The sequence below is a fragment of the Afipia sp. GW821-FHT04G03 genome (assembly GCF_059419985.1).
In genome coordinates this window covers 303734-319523 of record NZ_JBWKSV010000004.1, presented here as the reverse complement: position 1 = coordinate 319523, position 15790 = coordinate 303734, and the positions used below count along the sequence as shown (strand labels likewise).

At 63.7% G+C, this 15790-nt stretch carries 14 protein-coding genes; 3 read left to right on the top strand and 11 right to left on the bottom strand.

The window, feature by feature from the left end; all coding sequences use genetic code 11:
- Nucleotide 1 precedes the first annotated feature (1 nt).
- On the top strand, nt 2–802 hold the full coding sequence (locus AC07UB_RS19635) for an SDR family NAD(P)-dependent oxidoreductase (protein ID WP_494653947.1): 801 nt from the start codon (nt 2–4) through the stop codon (nt 800–802).
- Nucleotides 803–806: 4 nt separating this feature from the next.
- Here AC07UB_RS19635 and AC07UB_RS19630 read toward each other — a convergent pair whose 3' ends face one another.
- The 9 genes from AC07UB_RS19630 to AC07UB_RS19590 form a co-directional block, all read right to left on the bottom strand.
- Nucleotides 807–1475 (bottom strand): P-loop NTPase family protein, encoded by a 669-nt coding sequence (locus tag AC07UB_RS19630; protein WP_492792113.1) that lies wholly within the window; start codon nt 1473–1475, stop codon nt 807–809.
- Between the two features lie 37 nt (nt 1476–1512).
- Nucleotides 1513–2271: a P-loop NTPase family protein gene (locus AC07UB_RS19625; protein ID WP_492792114.1), complete on the bottom strand. Its 759-nt coding sequence runs from the start codon at nt 2269–2271 to the stop codon at nt 1513–1515.
- A 145-nt stretch (nt 2272–2416) separates the two neighbouring features.
- Nucleotides 2417–3631, bottom strand: a complete 1215-nt coding sequence (locus AC07UB_RS19620) for a M48 family metallopeptidase (protein WP_494653950.1) — start codon at nt 3629–3631, stop codon at nt 2417–2419.
- Nucleotides 3632–3666: 35 nt separating this feature from the next.
- Nucleotides 3667–4227, bottom strand: coding sequence for a LemA family protein (locus tag AC07UB_RS19615; protein WP_492792116.1), 561 nt, complete (start codon nt 4225–4227; stop codon nt 3667–3669).
- A gap of 187 nt (nt 4228–4414) precedes the next feature.
- Entirely contained in the window at nt 4415–4795 is a 381-nt protein-coding gene (locus AC07UB_RS19610; protein ID WP_492792117.1) for a COG4315 family predicted lipoprotein, read from the bottom strand.
- A gap of 70 nt (nt 4796–4865) precedes the next feature.
- Nucleotides 4866–5855, bottom strand: coding sequence for a small ribosomal subunit Rsm22 family protein (locus tag AC07UB_RS19605; protein ID WP_494653952.1), 990 nt, complete (start codon nt 5853–5855; stop codon nt 4866–4868).
- 33 nt (nt 5856–5888) lie between these two features.
- Nucleotides 5889–9353, bottom strand: a complete 3465-nt coding sequence (gene smc / locus AC07UB_RS19600; RefSeq protein ID WP_494653954.1) for a chromosome segregation protein SMC — start codon at nt 9351–9353, stop codon at nt 5889–5891.
- Between the two features lie 236 nt (nt 9354–9589).
- Entirely contained in the window at nt 9590–10246 is a 657-nt protein-coding gene (locus AC07UB_RS19595) for a DsbA family protein (RefSeq protein WP_492792120.1), read from the bottom strand.
- Between the two features lie 117 nt (nt 10247–10363).
- The gene (locus AC07UB_RS19590; RefSeq protein ID WP_492792121.1) at nt 10364–10843 is read right to left on the bottom strand and encodes a DUF721 domain-containing protein; all 480 of its coding nucleotides are present in this window, start codon (nt 10841–10843) and stop codon (nt 10364–10366) included.
- A gap of 29 nt (nt 10844–10872) precedes the next feature.
- On the opposite strand from AC07UB_RS19590, the gene mutY reads away from it, so the two are divergent.
- Entirely contained in the window at nt 10873–11973 is a 1101-nt protein-coding gene (gene mutY / locus AC07UB_RS19585) for an A/G-specific adenine glycosylase (protein ID WP_492792122.1), read from the top strand.
- On the opposite strand, the gene AC07UB_RS19580 is transcribed toward mutY, so the two are convergent.
- Together AC07UB_RS19580 and AC07UB_RS19575 are read right to left on the bottom strand one after the other, a co-directional pair.
- Nucleotides 11970–13259 (bottom strand): flavin-dependent oxidoreductase, encoded by a 1290-nt coding sequence (locus tag AC07UB_RS19580; RefSeq protein WP_494653957.1) that lies wholly within the window; start codon nt 13257–13259, stop codon nt 11970–11972. The genes mutY and AC07UB_RS19580 overlap by 4 nt on opposite strands.
- Nucleotides 13260–13336: 77 nt before the next feature.
- A complete protein-coding gene (locus AC07UB_RS19575) occupies nt 13337–14470 on the bottom strand; it encodes a site-specific DNA-methyltransferase (protein WP_492792124.1) in 1134 nt (377 codons plus the stop codon).
- Nucleotides 14471–14842: 372 nt separating this feature from the next.
- Between AC07UB_RS19575 and ypfJ the strand changes: the two genes are divergently transcribed.
- The gene (gene ypfJ, locus AC07UB_RS19570; protein ID WP_492792125.1) at nt 14843–15787 is read left to right on the top strand and encodes a KPN_02809 family neutral zinc metallopeptidase; all 945 of its coding nucleotides are present in this window, start codon (nt 14843–14845) and stop codon (nt 15785–15787) included.
- Nucleotides 15788–15790: the final 3 nt, after the last annotated feature.

Genomic DNA, 15790 nt, shown 5'->3' with positions numbered 1-15790 from the left:
GATGGATCTTCAGCTCACGGGAAAGATCGCGGTCGTCACCGGCGGGACACGTGGGATCGGCAAGGCCATCGCGCGCTCGCTCGCCGGCGAAGGCATGGATGTTGCGATTGTCGGGCGCGATCTGTCCGCTGCGACCGCCACAGCTTCGGAGATTGCGGGCGAGACGGGCCGTACCGTACGCGCCTATTCAGCCGACACCGGCAAGGATGACGCGGTTCGCGCCGCAGTCGCCGCTATCCATTCGGATTTCGGCCGGATCGACGTACTGGTGAACAGCGCCGCGCAGCCGAGCGGGCAGGCGAAGCCGCCGACCCTGAGCGAGATTACCGACGACATCTTCTGGAGCGACGTCAACGTCAAGGTGATGGGCTATCTGCGCATGGCGCGGGAAGTGGCACCCCTGATGATGAAGCAGGGCTGGGGCCGTATCATCAATATCAGTGGGCTCGGCGCGCGGCAGACCGGCGTGACCGTCGGCAGCATCCGCAATGTCGGTGTCGCGGCGCTGACCAAGAACCTCGCCGACGAACTCGGGCCGGGCGGCATCAACGTGACCTGCGTTCATCCGGGTCTCACGCGCACCGAGAAGACGGCTGGCGTCATCGAATGGCGCGCCAGCACCCAGAAGAAGACGAAGGAGGAGGTCGAGAAGGCGATGAACGATCTCAATACGATCCGCCGTCTTGTGACGGCGGAGGAGATCGGCCATATCGTCGCGTTTCTCGCGTCGCCGAAATCTATCGCCATCAATGGCGACGCCATCGCGGCGGGCGGCGGCGTCCCCGGAAGCATCTACTACTGAGCCGTCATGACCTGTGCAGGATCAGGGTAAGCTCCAGCTCGCGGAAGCGCGTGTAGTTGTCGCGCACCCACTGATGCAGTTCGGATGACTGATCCCTGTTGCTGCGCAGATAATGCGTGAACGAAAAATTCAGCCGCGTGATGATCGATTTCAGGAAACCCGGCAGCGCCGCGATCCTGAACGTCCGGACGCGGCCGAATGTCTTCGGCAGTTCGCCCCACAGTACATGCTCGTTTTCCACCAGCACCAGCGCGGCATTCGGAAACGTTTCACGCAGCATGGTCCAGGCGACAGCCGAAGCGCGGTCGCGATCCGGGATGAAAAGAACGACGGGATCGATGCCGCGGCGCTCCGCTTCCTTCATCAGGCCGATCTCGGCGATGATCTTGAAGAAATCGTCGAATGCATGGAAGCCGAGGTCGATGACCTTCGGAACGCCGTCATTCACGATCAGCCGATCCATCAGCGCCATCTGCCCGAAGGTGTCGTTGATGACAGCGGTTTCGGTGACGCCGGGCAGATAGTTGAGCAGCGACGGCTCGCGCAGGTTGATGTCGAAGGCGGACACTGCCCCGTGCTTGAGCAGCAAGAACTCGGTCAGCAACCTCGCGATCAACGTCTTGCCGACCGCGGGACGGGGAGAGCAGACGATATAGAGCGGCGTGCGGCGCATCTGTGCGATGTCCGAATGTCAGGACCGGACCACCGGATCAGATCTCGCTTGTGGGCGTCCGCGGCTTGTCCTTGGAGCCGACGATTTCGGTCAGCTTGATGCGGTCGAATTCGCCCCAGACGTTGCCGAGCCAGTGGCGGACATAGCCGCGCAGCACGAACGAGTAGTTGGCGGCTTCATCCTTGGTGCCCTTGTTGGCGACGAACTTCAGGAACGGCACGGAGGCGACTTCGACCTGCTCGTAGGCCATTTCGTTCAGCTTCGGAATGGTAATCTCGGTCGCGTTCTTGATGCGATGGAAATACGAATTGTAGGTCGCCTGATCCCACTCGAAGAAGCTGGTGTTGTTGATGAAGTTCTTCACCAGGAAGTACTTCGCGCCGTCCATGAAGTTCGCGGTCTCGGCGATCTCGTCGAGCGAGGCGATCGAGGGTCCGAGAATATGGAACACGGCGAAGGTGATCTGGCCGGAGCGCGCGGCATCGAGAAAGCCGATGTCGCGGAGCGCTGCGAGGGTGGGGGACAGCAGTCCGGCGCGGACGTCGATGACGGTGACGCTGGTGCCGGATGTGTTCAGGGTGTCGAAGATTTTCATCTGATCGGACGTCGAGGTCACGTCGACGATCTCGGTGATGTCCGGATGAAAGCGCATCAGCGTACCGCGCGGCGATTCGGTATCGAAGGCGCGGGTCGGGATGTTGTTTGCGCTGAAATAGTCGAGAACGGTGCGCGAAACGGTGGTCTTGCCGACCCCACCCTTGTCTGCGCCTACCACGATGACTGCCGGTTTCGCCATAAGACCCCTTTTACGCGCTAAACACATCCGTCTGACGACGAAAGCTTAGCCTGCTTTCTGCCGGAACATGGCAGAAACGAGGGATAATTCAATTCTTGACCTCGCGGTTATGCTTAATAACTACCGGCTTTGTTAATACCGGCGGCTACCTGCGGCTCCACGGACCGATGGAAGAGGGCGACGGTTGGGGGGAACTGCCCCAGGGGCCGGATTGTGGGTCCGATTGCGCGCCGGTTGGCGGCAATTGAGATGGTGCGGGATCGTCCTCTGACCTACCCGGCGCATTCTCCCGCTCGGCGCCGCTGGAGCCCGGCAGTGGCAGTGGCAGTGGCAGTGGCAGTGGCAGTGGCAGTGGCAGTGGGCCGGGGTCGCGACCGCCGGCATACTTCACCAGCGCCTTGACGCGGGAATCGACCGACGGGTGGGTGGCGAACAGGTCGGCGAAGCCCTCGCGCGGATTGTCGATGCACATTTCCATCACCGCGGAGGTTGCGCCCGGCAGTTCGCCGCGGCCCTCAATCTTGCGCAGCGCCGAGATCATGGCATCCGGGTCTTTTGTGAGTTCGACGGAGCCCGCGTCTGCCAGCAATTCGCGCGACCGCGACAGGGCAAAGCGCACCACCAGCGACAGGCCCCATGCGAGGCCGATCAGGGCGATTGCCAGAAGCACGATAGCGAATGCGCCGCCGCCCTTCTTGTCGCCGTCCGAGGACGACGAGGACCGTCCGCCGCTACTACCGCCCCCGAAACTCCAGTTGGAGTTGAAGAAGATGCGGAAAAACAGTTCGGCGAAAAAGCCGACCACGCCCGCGATGACGACGGCGACCACGAGCAATTGCACGTCCCCGTTGCGGATATGGGTTAGCTCGTGGCCGAGCACCGCCTCCATCTCGCGGTCGTTGAGCGCGTTCATCAGTCCGGTGGTGACACTGATGGCGTATTGCTTGCGGTTCAGGCCGGTCGCGAAGGCGTTGAGCGCCGGGCTGTCCACGATCTTGAGCTTCGGCATCGGGATGCCGCGCGAGATGCAGAGATTTTCAAGCAGATTGTACAGTCGCGGCTGTTCCTGCCGCGTGACGTCGTGTCCGCCTGTCACGGCATCGATGAGCTTCTGGTGGAAGAAGTAGGCGATCACGATCCACACCGCCGCGCCTATCGTGGCGAGGGGAAACGCCTTGATGAGGTCGCGCGCCGCGAGGCTGATGTACACCTCGAACGGACGGTTGCTGTTGAGCGCCACTTCCGCCAGCAGCGCGCCGGCGAACACCATGACATAGACGAGCACGAACAGGCCGCCGAGCAGCAGCACCGAACGAAACTTGTTCGATGCGATATGCGTGTAAAGACCATACGCGGCCATGATGCGCTGCCCGTTCCTGAGGCCCGGTCAGACGGTCAGAATTTGACCGACGGCGCCTGCTCGAGCTGGCCGCGGCTTTCGCCGAGGTCGAAGAAGTCCTTCTTCGTGAACCCGAGCGCGCCCGCGAACAGGGCGGCCGGCAATTGCTGGATGCCGGTGTTGTATTCCTGCACGGCGTTGTTGAAGAAGCGGCGGCTGGCCGCGAGCTTGTTTTCGATGTCGGACAGTTCGGACTGCAACTGCTGGAAGTTGGCGTTGGCCTTGAGGTCCGGATAGGCCTCCGACAGGGCGATCAACCGGCCCAGTGCTGCGCCGAGCTGCCCTTCGGCTGCGGATACCTGCGCCGGTCCCTGCGCGGACATTGCGGCGTTGCGCGCCTTCACCACGTCTTCCAGCGTGCCCTTCTCGTGCGTCGCGTAGCCCTTGACGGTTTCGACGAGGTTCGGGATCAGATCGTGGCGCTGCTTGAGCTGCACGTCGATGTCGGCGAAGGCTTGGCTGACGCGCTGCGCCAGTGCGACCAGGCGGTTGTAGGCGCCGAACACGAACAGGGCGATGACGACGAGGACACCGAGTAAAATCCAGCCGGAAGACATGAGGGGGAAACTCCTTGAGGACAACGAAGAGATGCACCGTAGACGAAAAACCGCCCGCACGGCAGGGGCGGCCCGATTACCGTTAGATCGTCCTCAAGGTAAAATGGTTCAATGATTTGATGGAATTCATGAAAAATCCCGCCCCTGAGCGCAGGAGCGGGATTTCTGATCGAAGCCGTTCAGCCGATCAAGGCTTGGCCATATGCCATGCGCCGTTGAGGAAGCCGTCGCCCGTGGTGTCGCCGGGCTTGGTATCTTTCGCGAACGTATAGAGCGGCTTGCCCTTGAGAGCCCACATCTTGCTGCCGTCGTCGCGCGTGACGATGGTCCAGTCGCCCGACGCCTTGGCGTCAGCGGCGGCCATCAGCGGTGGCCAGTTGGTGGCGCAAGGACCGTTGCAGGCCGATTTGCCGCCCGTATCCTTGTCGAACGTATAGAGCGTCATGCCCTTGGCATCGACATAGACCTTGCCCTTCGGCGTGTCTGCGACCTTCGCGGCCTGCGCGAAGGCGGCGGATGATGCGAGCATGAAGGTCACAGCCGCAATCGCGGCGAATGTTTTGGACATCGCAGTTTACTCCTGATGAATCTGTGTCGGACGCGAACGCGTCATCAGGACAAACTCCGGCAGCTGAGAATTATTCCGGTTCCGCGCTCCCGTCGCGAAAAACAGCATCGCCCCAACTCCATTTTTTCGCGCGCTTGTATTCGAGTTTGTCCCGATGCGGGACGCTTGCGGCTTCTATTCCATCGGTCGTGCAAATTTTTGCGGTCACGGCGATCTTGGTGATGAGCGGCTGCGCCAGCACGCGGTCAGGGCGTCGTGCGGGCGGCGTGCGCGACAAGGCGACGTAGCTGAATTTTTCATCTTCATAGGGAAGGTCTGCGCCCTTGAGGTGTTTATGCGCGCGCGACCGCGCCAGTCGCTGTGAAAAATGACACCAGTCACGTGCGGTCAGCGGACATGCCGCGTCGTGCGGGCAGGGTGCGATCACGTGCGCACCCGCCGCGATCAGGCGGGCTCGCAGGTCGATGATCCGTACATATCCCGCCGGCGTGCCGGGCTCGACGACCAGCAGCGTATCGCGCGTCTTCGTCCATAGCGCATCGGCGAATGCCGCGCGTTCGCCGTCGCCGAGTTCGTTGATCACATAGCTCGCGATGACGAGATCGGCATCCGGCGCCGCGGCGAGCAGTTTGCGTGCATCGCCTGTGTCGTAGCGCATGGCGGCAAGGCGCGGGTCGGATTGCGCGAGATCAATGGCGAGATGGCGCAGCGCCGTGTTGGCGTCCAGCAGCGTGAAGGTTGCGATGGATGCGAAAGCTTCGCTCGCAGCCCATGTCGCCGTTCCGGGTCCCGCGCCAATGTCGAGCAGGCTCTGCGGGGCAAAGTTTGGATTGATCTCCACCAGCGCATTGAGGCTTGCGGTGACGGCGGCATAGGTCGCCGGCATCCGCGCCAGCGCATAGGCCAGCGCATCCTCACCGGTCCTGATGCGGGCGGATCCGCCGCCGCTGCGATAGGTCTGCGAGATCGCGTCCGCGCGCTGCGCAGCATCGTTGCGCGACAGGCCTTCGGCCTTGCGGGCTAACGCGGCTTTCAGCTCGGAGGGGAGATCAGGCGTCATGGGAGTCCTCAGGCCGGTCCGGCCTGAGGGGCATTATGCCACGTTCTGGTCGAGAACCTTCATCGCGCCGTCGAGGTCGACGGAGACGAGCTGCGACACACCTCGCTCCGCCATGGTGACGCCGAACAGCCGGTTCATGCGCGCCATGGTGATCGGATTGTGGGTGATGATGATGAAGCGCGTCTCGGTGGACGAGGTCATCTCATGCAGCAGGTTGCAGAACCGCTCGACGTTATGGTCGTCCAGCGGCGCGTCGACTTCGTCCAGCACGCAGATCGGCGACGGATTGGTCAGGAACACCGCGAAGATCAGCGCCAGCGCGGTCAGCGCCTGCTCGCCGCCGGAAAGCAGCGATAGCGTCTGCGGCTTCTTGCCGGGTGGCTTGGCGATGATTTCGAGACCTGCTTCGAGCGGGTCTTCGCTCTCGATCAGGGTCAGCTCTGCCTGGCCGCCGCCGAACAGTTCGGTGAACATCCGCTTGAAGTGACCATTGACCACCTCGAACGAAGTCAGCAGGCGCTCGCGCGCTTCCTTGTTGAGGCTCTGGATGCCCTGCCGCAGCCGCTTGATGGCTTCGACCAGATCGTCGCGCTCGGTGGTGAGCGTGAGATGCTGGGCCTCGACTTCGCGGAGTTCTTCTTCGGCGCGCAGGTTGACGGCGCCGAGACGCTCGCGGTCGCGCCGCAGTTTCTCCAGATCGGTTTCGATGTCGCCGACGGCGGGAAGCTCGGTGTCGGGCGCAATCTCCGCCAGTGCCGCAACGCCCTGCGGCTCGACTTCGAGCATGTCGCGGATTTCGCGTTCGATGTCTTCGAGGCGACGCCGCGTGCCGTCCATGCGCTCCTCGGAGCGGGCGCAGGCCTCACGTGCGGCGGACAATGCGTCGAGCGAGGCGCGCGCCGCCCGGTCGGTTTCCGCCATCAGGGTTTCGGCGGTTGCGAGCGCGTCGGCGGCGGTCCGGCGTTCGCCTTCCGCGAACTCGATTTCGCTGATGATCGCGCTGCGCTTTTCGGCGAACACGGCCGGCGCGTTTTCAAGCTCGGCGCGCTCGGTCTTGACTTCACCGATACGGGTTTCAACGGTCGCGATCTGCGATGCGGCGTTTTCCTTGCGGCTTTGCCATTCGTTGCGCTCGGCGACAATCGCCTGCACGCGACGGTCGGCCAGTTCGGCTTCACGGGCCAGGGCCTGCGCTTCGGCGCGCACCTGAGCCGCAAGACGGCGGTGACCGTCCATGTCGGCGCGCACGGCGGCGAGCTTTTCTTCGTTCTCCGCGCTGCCGGGCAATTCGCTGAGCGTGCTGATGGCGCTTTCATGCGCGCTGTGAGCTTCAGCGCGATCCGCAGCGAGTCGTGTTCCGCGTTCATCGAGAGCGGAACGGTGCGACGCGTGGCGGTTGATCTCGCGCTCGGCGGCAGCATGACGCTCGCGCGCGGTGTTGGCTTCGCGCTGGGCGTTGCGCGCGGCTTCGCGCGCGGTGCTCTCGGCGGCGGAAGCTGCCTTGAGTTCGGCGTCGGCAGTTTCGAGCGCCTGACGCTTTGCGGCGGCATCGGCGCGGGCCTGTTCGATTTCGGTTTCGATGTCCTTGAGACGTGCGCGCTCCGCCAGCCGGCGCGCGGCGCCGGTCGGGGCATGGGCTGCCGCGACGAAGCCGTCCCAGCGCCAGAGATCACCCTCGCGCGATACCAGCCGCTGGCCGGTCTTCAACTGCGAGGCAAGCTGCGCGCCGCGCTCGCGGCTGACGACGCCGATCTGCGCCAGCCGCCGCGCCAGTTCCGGCGGAGCCATGACATGCTCGGCCAGCGCTTCGACGCCCGCCGGCAGCGACGGATCGCCCGCGACGATGCCAATGCTCGACCAGCGCATCGGCGCGGTCGGATCGACCGGTGCGTCGAGATCGTCGCCGAGCGCTGCGCCAAGCGCCTTCTCGAAACCCTTGGCGACACTCACCCCATCGATGATCGGCGGCCACAGATTCTTGGTTTCGCCGTTGACGAGCTTGGAGATCGTCTTGGCTTCGGTTTCCAGCCGCTGCACGCGCTTCTCCGCGTCCGCGAGCGGAGCACGCGAGGATTCCAGCGTGGCACGCGCGGCGACATGAGCGGATTCGCTGGCCTGCGTGGCCGCCTCGGACTCCAACAGCGTCTCTTGCGCGGTTTCCATGGCCGCCGCGAGTTCGTTCAGATCGCCGAGACCGCCGGTTTCCGCGGCGAGCTTTGCGACTTCGCTTTCGACATTGGCGATGTCCTGATCGAGCCGTGCGAGACGGTCGCGATGGGTGCGGACATTGGCTTCGAACTGGTTACGCTTGGCGGTGAGGTCGGCCAGCGCGGTGGTCAATTCGGAGAAGGTGCGTTCGGCAGCGGCAAGCGTCGCCTCGGCCTCGGCCACACGCTCATCCGCGCCGCTGCGCTTCTCGACGCGCGACTTGATCTCGTCCTTGAGCTCGGTGTCTTCGGACTCGAGCCGCGCCAGCGCCACGTCGGCGTCGGACAACTGACGCTGTTCGCGCTCGATATCGGCGGCGAACTGGGTGAGGCGGCGGTCGAGTTCGGTCACGCGTTCCTTGGCGCGCGCTTCCTCGCGATCGAGCATTTCGCGGGCGCTGGTCAGCCGCTGCAATCCGGCGGCGGCACGCGCTTCGTTCTCGCGCAGGCCCGGCAGTTCGGACGCACGGATTGCCTGAATGCGCGCGGATTCTGCCTGGTGCTGGACGCGTTCTGCATGTTCGCGAACGTTGAGGTCATGGGTCTGGCCCGCTTCCGCGACATCGGCGTGCGACTGAACCCAGCGCAGGTGAAACAACATGGCCTCGGCCTTGCGGACCTTGGCGGCGACTTCGCGATAGCGGATCGCCTGACGCGCCTGCTTCTTGAGGCCGTCGATCTGACCGGCCAGCTGGCCGATAACGTCTTCGACACGGGTCAGATTGGTTTCGGCTGCCTTGAGGCGCAGTTCGGCTTCATGGCGGCGGGCGTGAAGTCCAGCGACACCGGCTGCGTCTTCCAGCACGCGGCGGCGCTGGTCGGGCCGCGCCTGAATGATTTCGCCGATCTTGCCCTGGTGGACGAGAGCCGGTGAACGCGCACCGGTCGCGGCGTCCGCGAAAAGGATCTGCACGTCGCGCGCGCGCACGTCGCGGCCGTTGATGCGATAGACCGAGCCCGCTTCGCGCTCGATCCGGCGCGAGATTTCAAGAAATTCCTGATCGTTCATCGCGGACGGCGCGGAGCGATCGGAATTGTCGATGGTCATCGCCACTTCGGCGTGGTTGCGCGCGGGCCGGTTGCCGGAGCCGGCAAAGATCACGGCGTCCATGTCGGCGGCACGCAGCGACTTGTGTGAGGTTTCACCCATCGCCCAGCGCAGTGCTTCGACCAGGTTCGATTTGCCGCAACCATTCGGACCGACAACGCCGGTCAGACCCGGCTCGATCAGGAAATCGGTCGGCTCAACGAAGGACTTGAAGCCGTGAAGGCGAAGACGCGTGAGTTTCATGCAACTGATGCTCTGTTGGCCGGGCTGAAATCTTCAGCCGGGGCAAGGTCATAGCAGCCCTGTGCCAGTATAGCTGAGTCGCGGGATGCGCCTCGGACTGTCCGCACAATGGCGATGCTGGCTGCCGAGGGCAACCGGCCCTCGGGGCTTTTCCCAAGGGATTTCGGGCGTTTATAAGGGATTTCAGAGCGTTCGGGCGGGCGTTCCCGGATATTCGCGGAGTTCCCGAACCACTCTCAGCTCTTGAGCAGCGGCTTGATCAGCTTCTCGAAGCCCTCGAACGAGGTCTCGCCCTTCACCGGCGTGCCGTTGACGAAGAAGAACGGCGTCGAGTTGACCTTGAGCTTGGTATAGGCGTGCTCGCGCACGTCCAGGATGCCCTTCTGGATCGCCGGATCGCCCTGTACGCAATCCTTGATCATCTGCTCGCTGAAGCCGGCCTGCTTGCCGACGCGGTTGATGGTGCCGAGCGCATCGGACGCCAGATCGTTCTGCTGCTTGAACAGCATGTCGACGACCGCGAAATACTTCGGCGCATCATCCTTCGCCACGCAGCGCGCCAGCGCGGAGCCGGCGAGCGCAACCTGATCCAGCGGGAATTCGCGGAAGATGAAGCGCACCTTGCCGGTATCGATGTAGTCCGTCTTCAGCTTCGGGAAGACATCCTTGGTGAACGCCGCGCAGTGCGGGCAGGTCATCGAGGCGTATTCGATGATGGTGACGGAGGCGTCCTTGGAGCCGAGCGCCATGTCGCCCAGCGCGCCTGCCTTGTTGATGTCCTCGGCCGACTGGGCGCTGGCTTCTCCGAACAGCCGCAACGGCGACACGCCGATGGCTGCGGCAACGGCGGTCAGGGAAAGGGCGGCGTTAAAGGTGCGGCGCGTGATGTTCAACGGTCTGCTCCGGAAAGGCGTGCGAACGGCGTCGGATAACGCCTGTCGGGCACGTTCGCTAACTTGAAACGATGATTGTGGCAATGGCGGGCCGTCCATGGGCGGGCTGCCGGACCCTCAACTTCGCTTGATCGATGCGCCAAGCCGCGCCAACGCTCCGCGCAAGGCCTCGTCCTCGATGGTCCCAAGGCCGTCCGCGATCCTGGCGACCTCTGCGGCATCGGGTTTTTTCCGGACGTTCGGTGCCGGCCGGCGCGACAGCGGGGCCTGACGGAGCGCGATCCGCCCGACCGCGTTCCAGCCGAAGAAGCGGTTGACCCGCTCCAGAATGACATCCGAGGTGTGCTGGATTTCCAGCGCCATCGGACCCTCCACGCGCAGCACCAGCGTGGCCGGTTCCGGGTCTTGACCTTCGACGGGCCGCGGCCACTGGATTTTCAGCGGTTCCGAATGCGCTGCGACGTCCGCCCCTGCGATATCCGCCCAGCGCGTCACGAGTTCGCGCGACGCAAAGCCCTGCTTGGCGAAGACGTCGTTGATCGCGCCGCCGAGCAACGCGGATAACGGCTTTGCGTGGATGCGACCGGGCTTGTTCATGGGTGGTTGTCGTCGGTACATAGTGTGCCATGACCTTATCAGGTGCAGCACTGCGACGAAAGAAATCTCAGGATGACGGTGTAACCGGTCGTCCGGTGCTGTTGCTCGCCTGGTACGACCGCCACCGCCGCCAGTTGCCTTGGCGTGCGCTGCCGGATCAGACGAGCGATCCCTATCGCGTGTGGCTGTCGGAAATCATGCTGCAGCAGACCACGGTGAAAGCGGTCGGGCCGTATTTCGAGAAATTCACCGCGCGCTGGCCGACTGTCGCAGCACTTGGTGCGGCCTCGCTGGATGACGTGCTGCGAATGTGGGCCGGGCTCGGCTACTATTCCCGCGCGCGCAATCTCCATGCGTGTGCTGCCACGGTGCTGCGCGACCATGACGGCGTATTTCCCGACACCGAGGACGGTCTGCGTGCGTTGCCGGGGATCGGCCCCTATACGGCGGCGGCGATCGCCGCGATCGCATTCGGCCGCCGGACCATGCCGGTGGACGGCAACATCGAGCGCGTGGTGTCGCGTTTGTTCGCGGTGGAAGATCCGCTGCCGAAAGCGAAGCCGCTGATCCAGTCGCTTGCGTCGACATTGCTCGGGCCTGTGCGTGCAGGCGACAGCGCGCAGGCGCTGATGGATCTCGGCGCCACGATCTGCACGCCGAAGAAGCCTGCCTGCGTGCTGTGCCCGCTTAAAGACGATTGCGCGGCGCGGACGCGCGGCGATCAGGACACATTCCCGCGCAAGGCCGCAAAGAAGACCGGCGCGCTTCGGCGCGGCGCCGCGTTCGTGGTCACGCGCGGGAACGAGTTGCTGGTCCGCACGCGCGCCGAAAAAGGATTGCTCGGCGGCATGACCGAGGTGCCGACATCCGAATGGCTGGCTGGACATGACGACAAGGCGGCGCGCAGTCAGGCGCCCGACCTGAAAGCTGTTTCACGCTGGCATCGCAAGGCGGGCGTGGTGACGCATGTGTTCACGCATTTTCCGCTGGAGCTTGTGATTTACACCGCAGACGTTACTGCGCGCACCCGCGCGCCGGACGGCATGCGCTGGGTGCCGGTGGCGACGTTGAAAGACGAGGCGCTGCCGAATGTCATGCGCAAGGTGATCGCGCACGGGCTCGGCGATTAACCCGCGCTCGACAGCGCCGATGTTTCGGGGCGCGGCACGATCGGCGGTTTGGCGTTGAGCGCATCGACCTGAAAGCCTGCGACACGTTTGTAGGTGTTGGCGACGTCTTCCAGTTCCTGCCGCGACAGCACGTCGGTGACGACGCCGAAATCGTTCGGCGCGCGCTCTTCCACGATCTGCATGACCTGCTCGGGGCCGTTGCGGCGGTTGAGCTTCACCAGTTCAGTGGTGGCGGGGCGGCGTTCGGCTTCAAAGGCTTGAAGCGCCGCCGCCGTCTCGCCGTGGTTGAGAATTTCGCGCGTGATGACACGCGCATCGAGGATGGCCTGCGATGCGCCGTTGGAGCCGATCGGATACATCGGATGCGCGGCGTCGCCCATCAGCGTGACGTTGCCGAAGGTCCAGCGGTCGATCGGATCGCGGTCCACCAGCGGATATTCGTAGGCGTGCGGGCAGTTGCGGATCAGGCCGGGGACGTCGAGCCAGTCGAATGTCCAGTCCTCGAACCAGGGCAGGAATTCGTCGAGATTCGCGGTGCGGTTATAGTCCTCGCGCCGCCATGAATAGGTCGGCGGCATGAAGCGCTCGGCAATCCAGTTGATGCGGAATTTTCCGTTCGGCAGCGGCGCGTTGGAAATCGGATAGCAGACGAATTTCAGAATCTCGTGACCGGCCATGATCATGGTGCGGCCGGACAGGAACGCGTCGCTTTCGGTGATGCCGCGCCAGAGAATGCGGCCGTTCCAGATCGGCGGGCCTTCATCGGGATAAAGCTTCGCGCGCACGGCGGAATGGATTCCATCGGCCGCGATCAGCAGCGTGCCGTCATAGGTGCCGGCGTCCTTAGCCGTAGCCCTGTCGATGAAACTCGCGCGAACGCCGTCAGGCGTGTCGGTGAAATCGGACAGATGGTGGCTGTTCAGCAGGCTGTCGGCGCCGAGGCGTTCAATCACCGCATCGAGCAGGATCTGATGCAGGGTGCCACGGTGAATTGAGAACTGCGGCCACTTGTACCCGGCTTCAAGGCCGCGCGGCTCGCTCCAGATCGGTTTGCCGTGTTTGGAGAAATACGACAACTCCCGGGTGCGAACGCCGGCCGCGTCCAGCTTGTCGAGCAGTCCAAGCTCGATCAGTTCGCGCACCGCGTGCGGCAGTACGTTGATGCCGACGCCGAGCGGCTTCAGTTCCGGCACGCTCTCGAACACGCGGCACGGAATGCCGATCTGATGAAGGCTGAGCGCGAGCGTGAGCCCGCCGATCCCGCCACCTGCAATAAGAACTGTCATGAACGCTCCCGAGTTCGGAAACGTCATGACACAGGAATGGGAAAGGGGGCAATTGCGAAAGGCGAGAAAGCGGCGGCTTAGACCGCCGCCATCTCGCTGCGGATTTCAGCGCGCAGCTCGTCGATCAGCTTGAGACCCTTCTTGGTCTCGACATGCCAGAAGGTCCAGCCGTTGCAGGCTTCCGCGCCTTGCGCGATCGCGCCCATCCGATGGATCGAGCCGACCTTGTCGCCGAGCATGATGGCGCCGTCGGCACGTACCAGCGCGCCGTGCTTCTTCTTGGAATCCACCAGCTTGGTGCCGGGCAGGATCATGCCGCGCTCGACCAGTTCGGAGAATGCGACGCGCGGTGCGCCACGCGCGGTCATGAACGGAGCGAGCGTCGCTTCCGGCAGCGGTTCGATGGCGGCGATGCGCGCTTCGGCTGCGGCTGCGTAGGTCTTGTCGCGCTCGAAGCCGATGTAGCGGCGGCCGAGGCGTTTTGCGACAGCGCCGGTGGTGCCGGTGCCGTTGAAGGGGTCGATGATGAGATCGCCGGGCTTCGACGAGGACAGGATCACGCGCGCCAGCAGGCCTTCCGGCTTCTGCGTCGGGTGAACCTTCTTGCCGTCGCCGCCCTTGAGGCGTTCGTCGCCGGTGCAAAGCGGGATCAGCCAGTCGGAACGCGCCTGCACGTCCTCGTTGGCGGCCTTCAGCGCTTCGTAATTGAAGGTGTAGCCCTTGGCGTTCTCGTCACGCGCCGCCCAGATCATGGTCTCGTGCGCGTTGGTGAAGCGGCGGCCACGGAAATTCGGCATCGGATTGGTCTTGCGCCACACGATATCGTTGAGAACCCAGAAGCCGAGGTCCTGCATGATCGCGCCGACGCGGAAAATGTTGTGATAGGAGCCGATCACCCACAACGTTGCCGACGGCTTCATGATGCGGCGGCAGGCCAGCAGCCATGCGCGCGTGAAGTCGTCATAGGCGGCGAAGGATGAGAACTTGTCCCAGTCGTTGTTGACGGCATCGACATGAGATTCGTCGGGGCGTTTCAGATCGCCCTTGAGCTGCAGGTTGTACGGCGGATCTGCGAACACCAGATCGACCGAACCGGCCGGCAACTTCGACATCTCGGCGACGCAATCGCCAATGACGATATGCGAACTGGATGGCACTTCAAATTGAGTGCGGGGCGCCCTTGCAGACGCCCCGCGACGCGACACAACCATGACTCAAAACCTGACTCAGGCGACGCAGTCGGCGACGCGGGACTAACAAATCCGACTTTGATCACCATGATCGTCCAAGGTAAAAATCGGCTTAATCGAAAACAGGTTTGTCATTAATTCGAACTGATTCCGAAACCGACTTGCATCGCGGATGAAAGACGCGCGGCACGGAGAAAAATCCACTCGTTGTGGGGAAACGCTGTCGCAGCGCGCATTTCGTTTGGAAATTCAGCTGGCGTTCATGTCATTCAGCCGAAACACATCGAAACGCCGCACTAGGCAATTTTTGCCGGGCGCTGTATGAATCGTTAACAGGATATGTTGCGGCCCGCTCGTGCTACGATCACGACGCGCCCGTCGAGGAGATTTCCGATGCGTTACGATGATTTCCGCCGCAGCGATAACATTGACGATCGCCGTGACGACAGCGGTGGCGGCTTCGGCGGAGGCGGCGGCTTCGGTTTTCCGATGGGCGGCGGCGGCGGGCTCGGTATTGGAACCGTGATCGTTCTCGGCCTGATCGGCTGGGCGGTCGGCATCGATCCGCGCATCCTGATCGGCGGCGCGGAAATTCTCACCGGGGGCCAGCAGCAGGCACCGTCTTACCAGACCGACCGCAAGACCGGCCCCGCAAAGGCCGGCGCGCCCTCCGACGAGATGGGCAGCATGATCGCGGGCGTGCTCGGCGAAATCGACGACCGCTGGACCGAAATTTTCCAGGCCAGCGGGCAGACCTATCGCGGGCCGCGCATCGTGCTGTTCCGTAATGCCACCAACGGCGGACGTTGCGGCATGGCGCAGTCGGCCATGGGACCATTCTATTGTCCGCCGGACCGGCAGATTTTCCTCGACACGGGATTCTTCCGCGAGATCGAGACCAAATTCCGCGGCTGCTCGGGCAATGCCTGCAAGTTCACCGCGGCCTACATCATCGCGCATGAAGCGGGTCATCACATCCAGAATCAGCTCGGCATCCTGTCGAAGGCGACGCAGATGCAGCAGCAGGCGAGCAGCAAGGCGGAAGCCAACGCCATTCAGGTGCGCGTCGAGTTGCAGGCGGATTGTCTGTCCGGCGTCTGGGTCAACCGCGAAGAGAAGAAGCGTCCGGGCTTCCTCGAAGCCGGCGACATCGACGCGGCGTTGCAAACCGCCTCCGCCATCGGCGACGATACGCTGCAACGTCAGACGCAGGGCCGCGTGGTGCCGGATTCCTTCACGCACGGCTCGGCCGCGCAGCGCAAGCGCTGGTTCATGACCGGCTATCAGCAGGGCAGCGTGCAGGCCTGCAATACGTTCGCGCCCGGCGTACAGCTTTAACCG

Excerpts from the sequence above, each read along its gene's own strand:
- AC07UB_RS19635 (WP_494653947.1), top strand. The coding sequence starts at position 2 with ATGGATCTTCAGCTCACGGGAAAGATCGCGGTCGTCACCGGCGGGACA.
- AC07UB_RS19630 (WP_492792113.1), bottom strand. The coding sequence starts at position 1,475 with ATGCGCCGCACGCCGCTCTATATCGTCTGCTCTCCCCGTCCCGCGGTC.
- AC07UB_RS19625 (WP_492792114.1), bottom strand. The coding sequence starts at position 2,271 with ATGGCGAAACCGGCAGTCATCGTGGTAGGCGCAGACAAGGGTGGGGTC.
- AC07UB_RS19620 (WP_494653950.1), bottom strand. The coding sequence starts at position 3,631 with ATGGCCGCGTATGGTCTTTACACGCATATCGCATCGAACAAGTTTCGT.
- AC07UB_RS19615 (WP_492792116.1), bottom strand. The coding sequence starts at position 4,227 with ATGTCTTCCGGCTGGATTTTACTCGGTGTCCTCGTCGTCATCGCCCTG.
- AC07UB_RS19610 (WP_492792117.1), bottom strand. The coding sequence starts at position 4,795 with ATGTCCAAAACATTCGCCGCGATTGCGGCTGTGACCTTCATGCTCGCA.
- AC07UB_RS19605 (WP_494653952.1), bottom strand. The coding sequence starts at position 5,855 with ATGACGCCTGATCTCCCCTCCGAGCTGAAAGCCGCGTTAGCCCGCAAG.
- smc (WP_494653954.1), bottom strand. The coding sequence starts at position 9,353 with ATGAAACTCACGCGTCTTCGCCTTCACGGCTTCAAGTCCTTCGTTGAG.
- AC07UB_RS19590 (WP_492792121.1), bottom strand. The coding sequence starts at position 10,843 with ATGAACAAGCCCGGTCGCATCCACGCAAAGCCGTTATCCGCGTTGCTC.
- mutY (WP_492792122.1), top strand. The coding sequence starts at position 10,873 with ATGACCTTATCAGGTGCAGCACTGCGACGAAAGAAATCTCAGGATGAC.
- AC07UB_RS19580 (WP_494653957.1), bottom strand. The coding sequence starts at position 13,259 with ATGACAGTTCTTATTGCAGGTGGCGGGATCGGCGGGCTCACGCTCGCG.
- AC07UB_RS19575 (WP_492792124.1), bottom strand. The coding sequence starts at position 14,470 with ATGGTTGTGTCGCGTCGCGGGGCGTCTGCAAGGGCGCCCCGCACTCAA.
- ypfJ (WP_492792125.1), top strand. The coding sequence starts at position 14,843 with ATGCGTTACGATGATTTCCGCCGCAGCGATAACATTGACGATCGCCGT.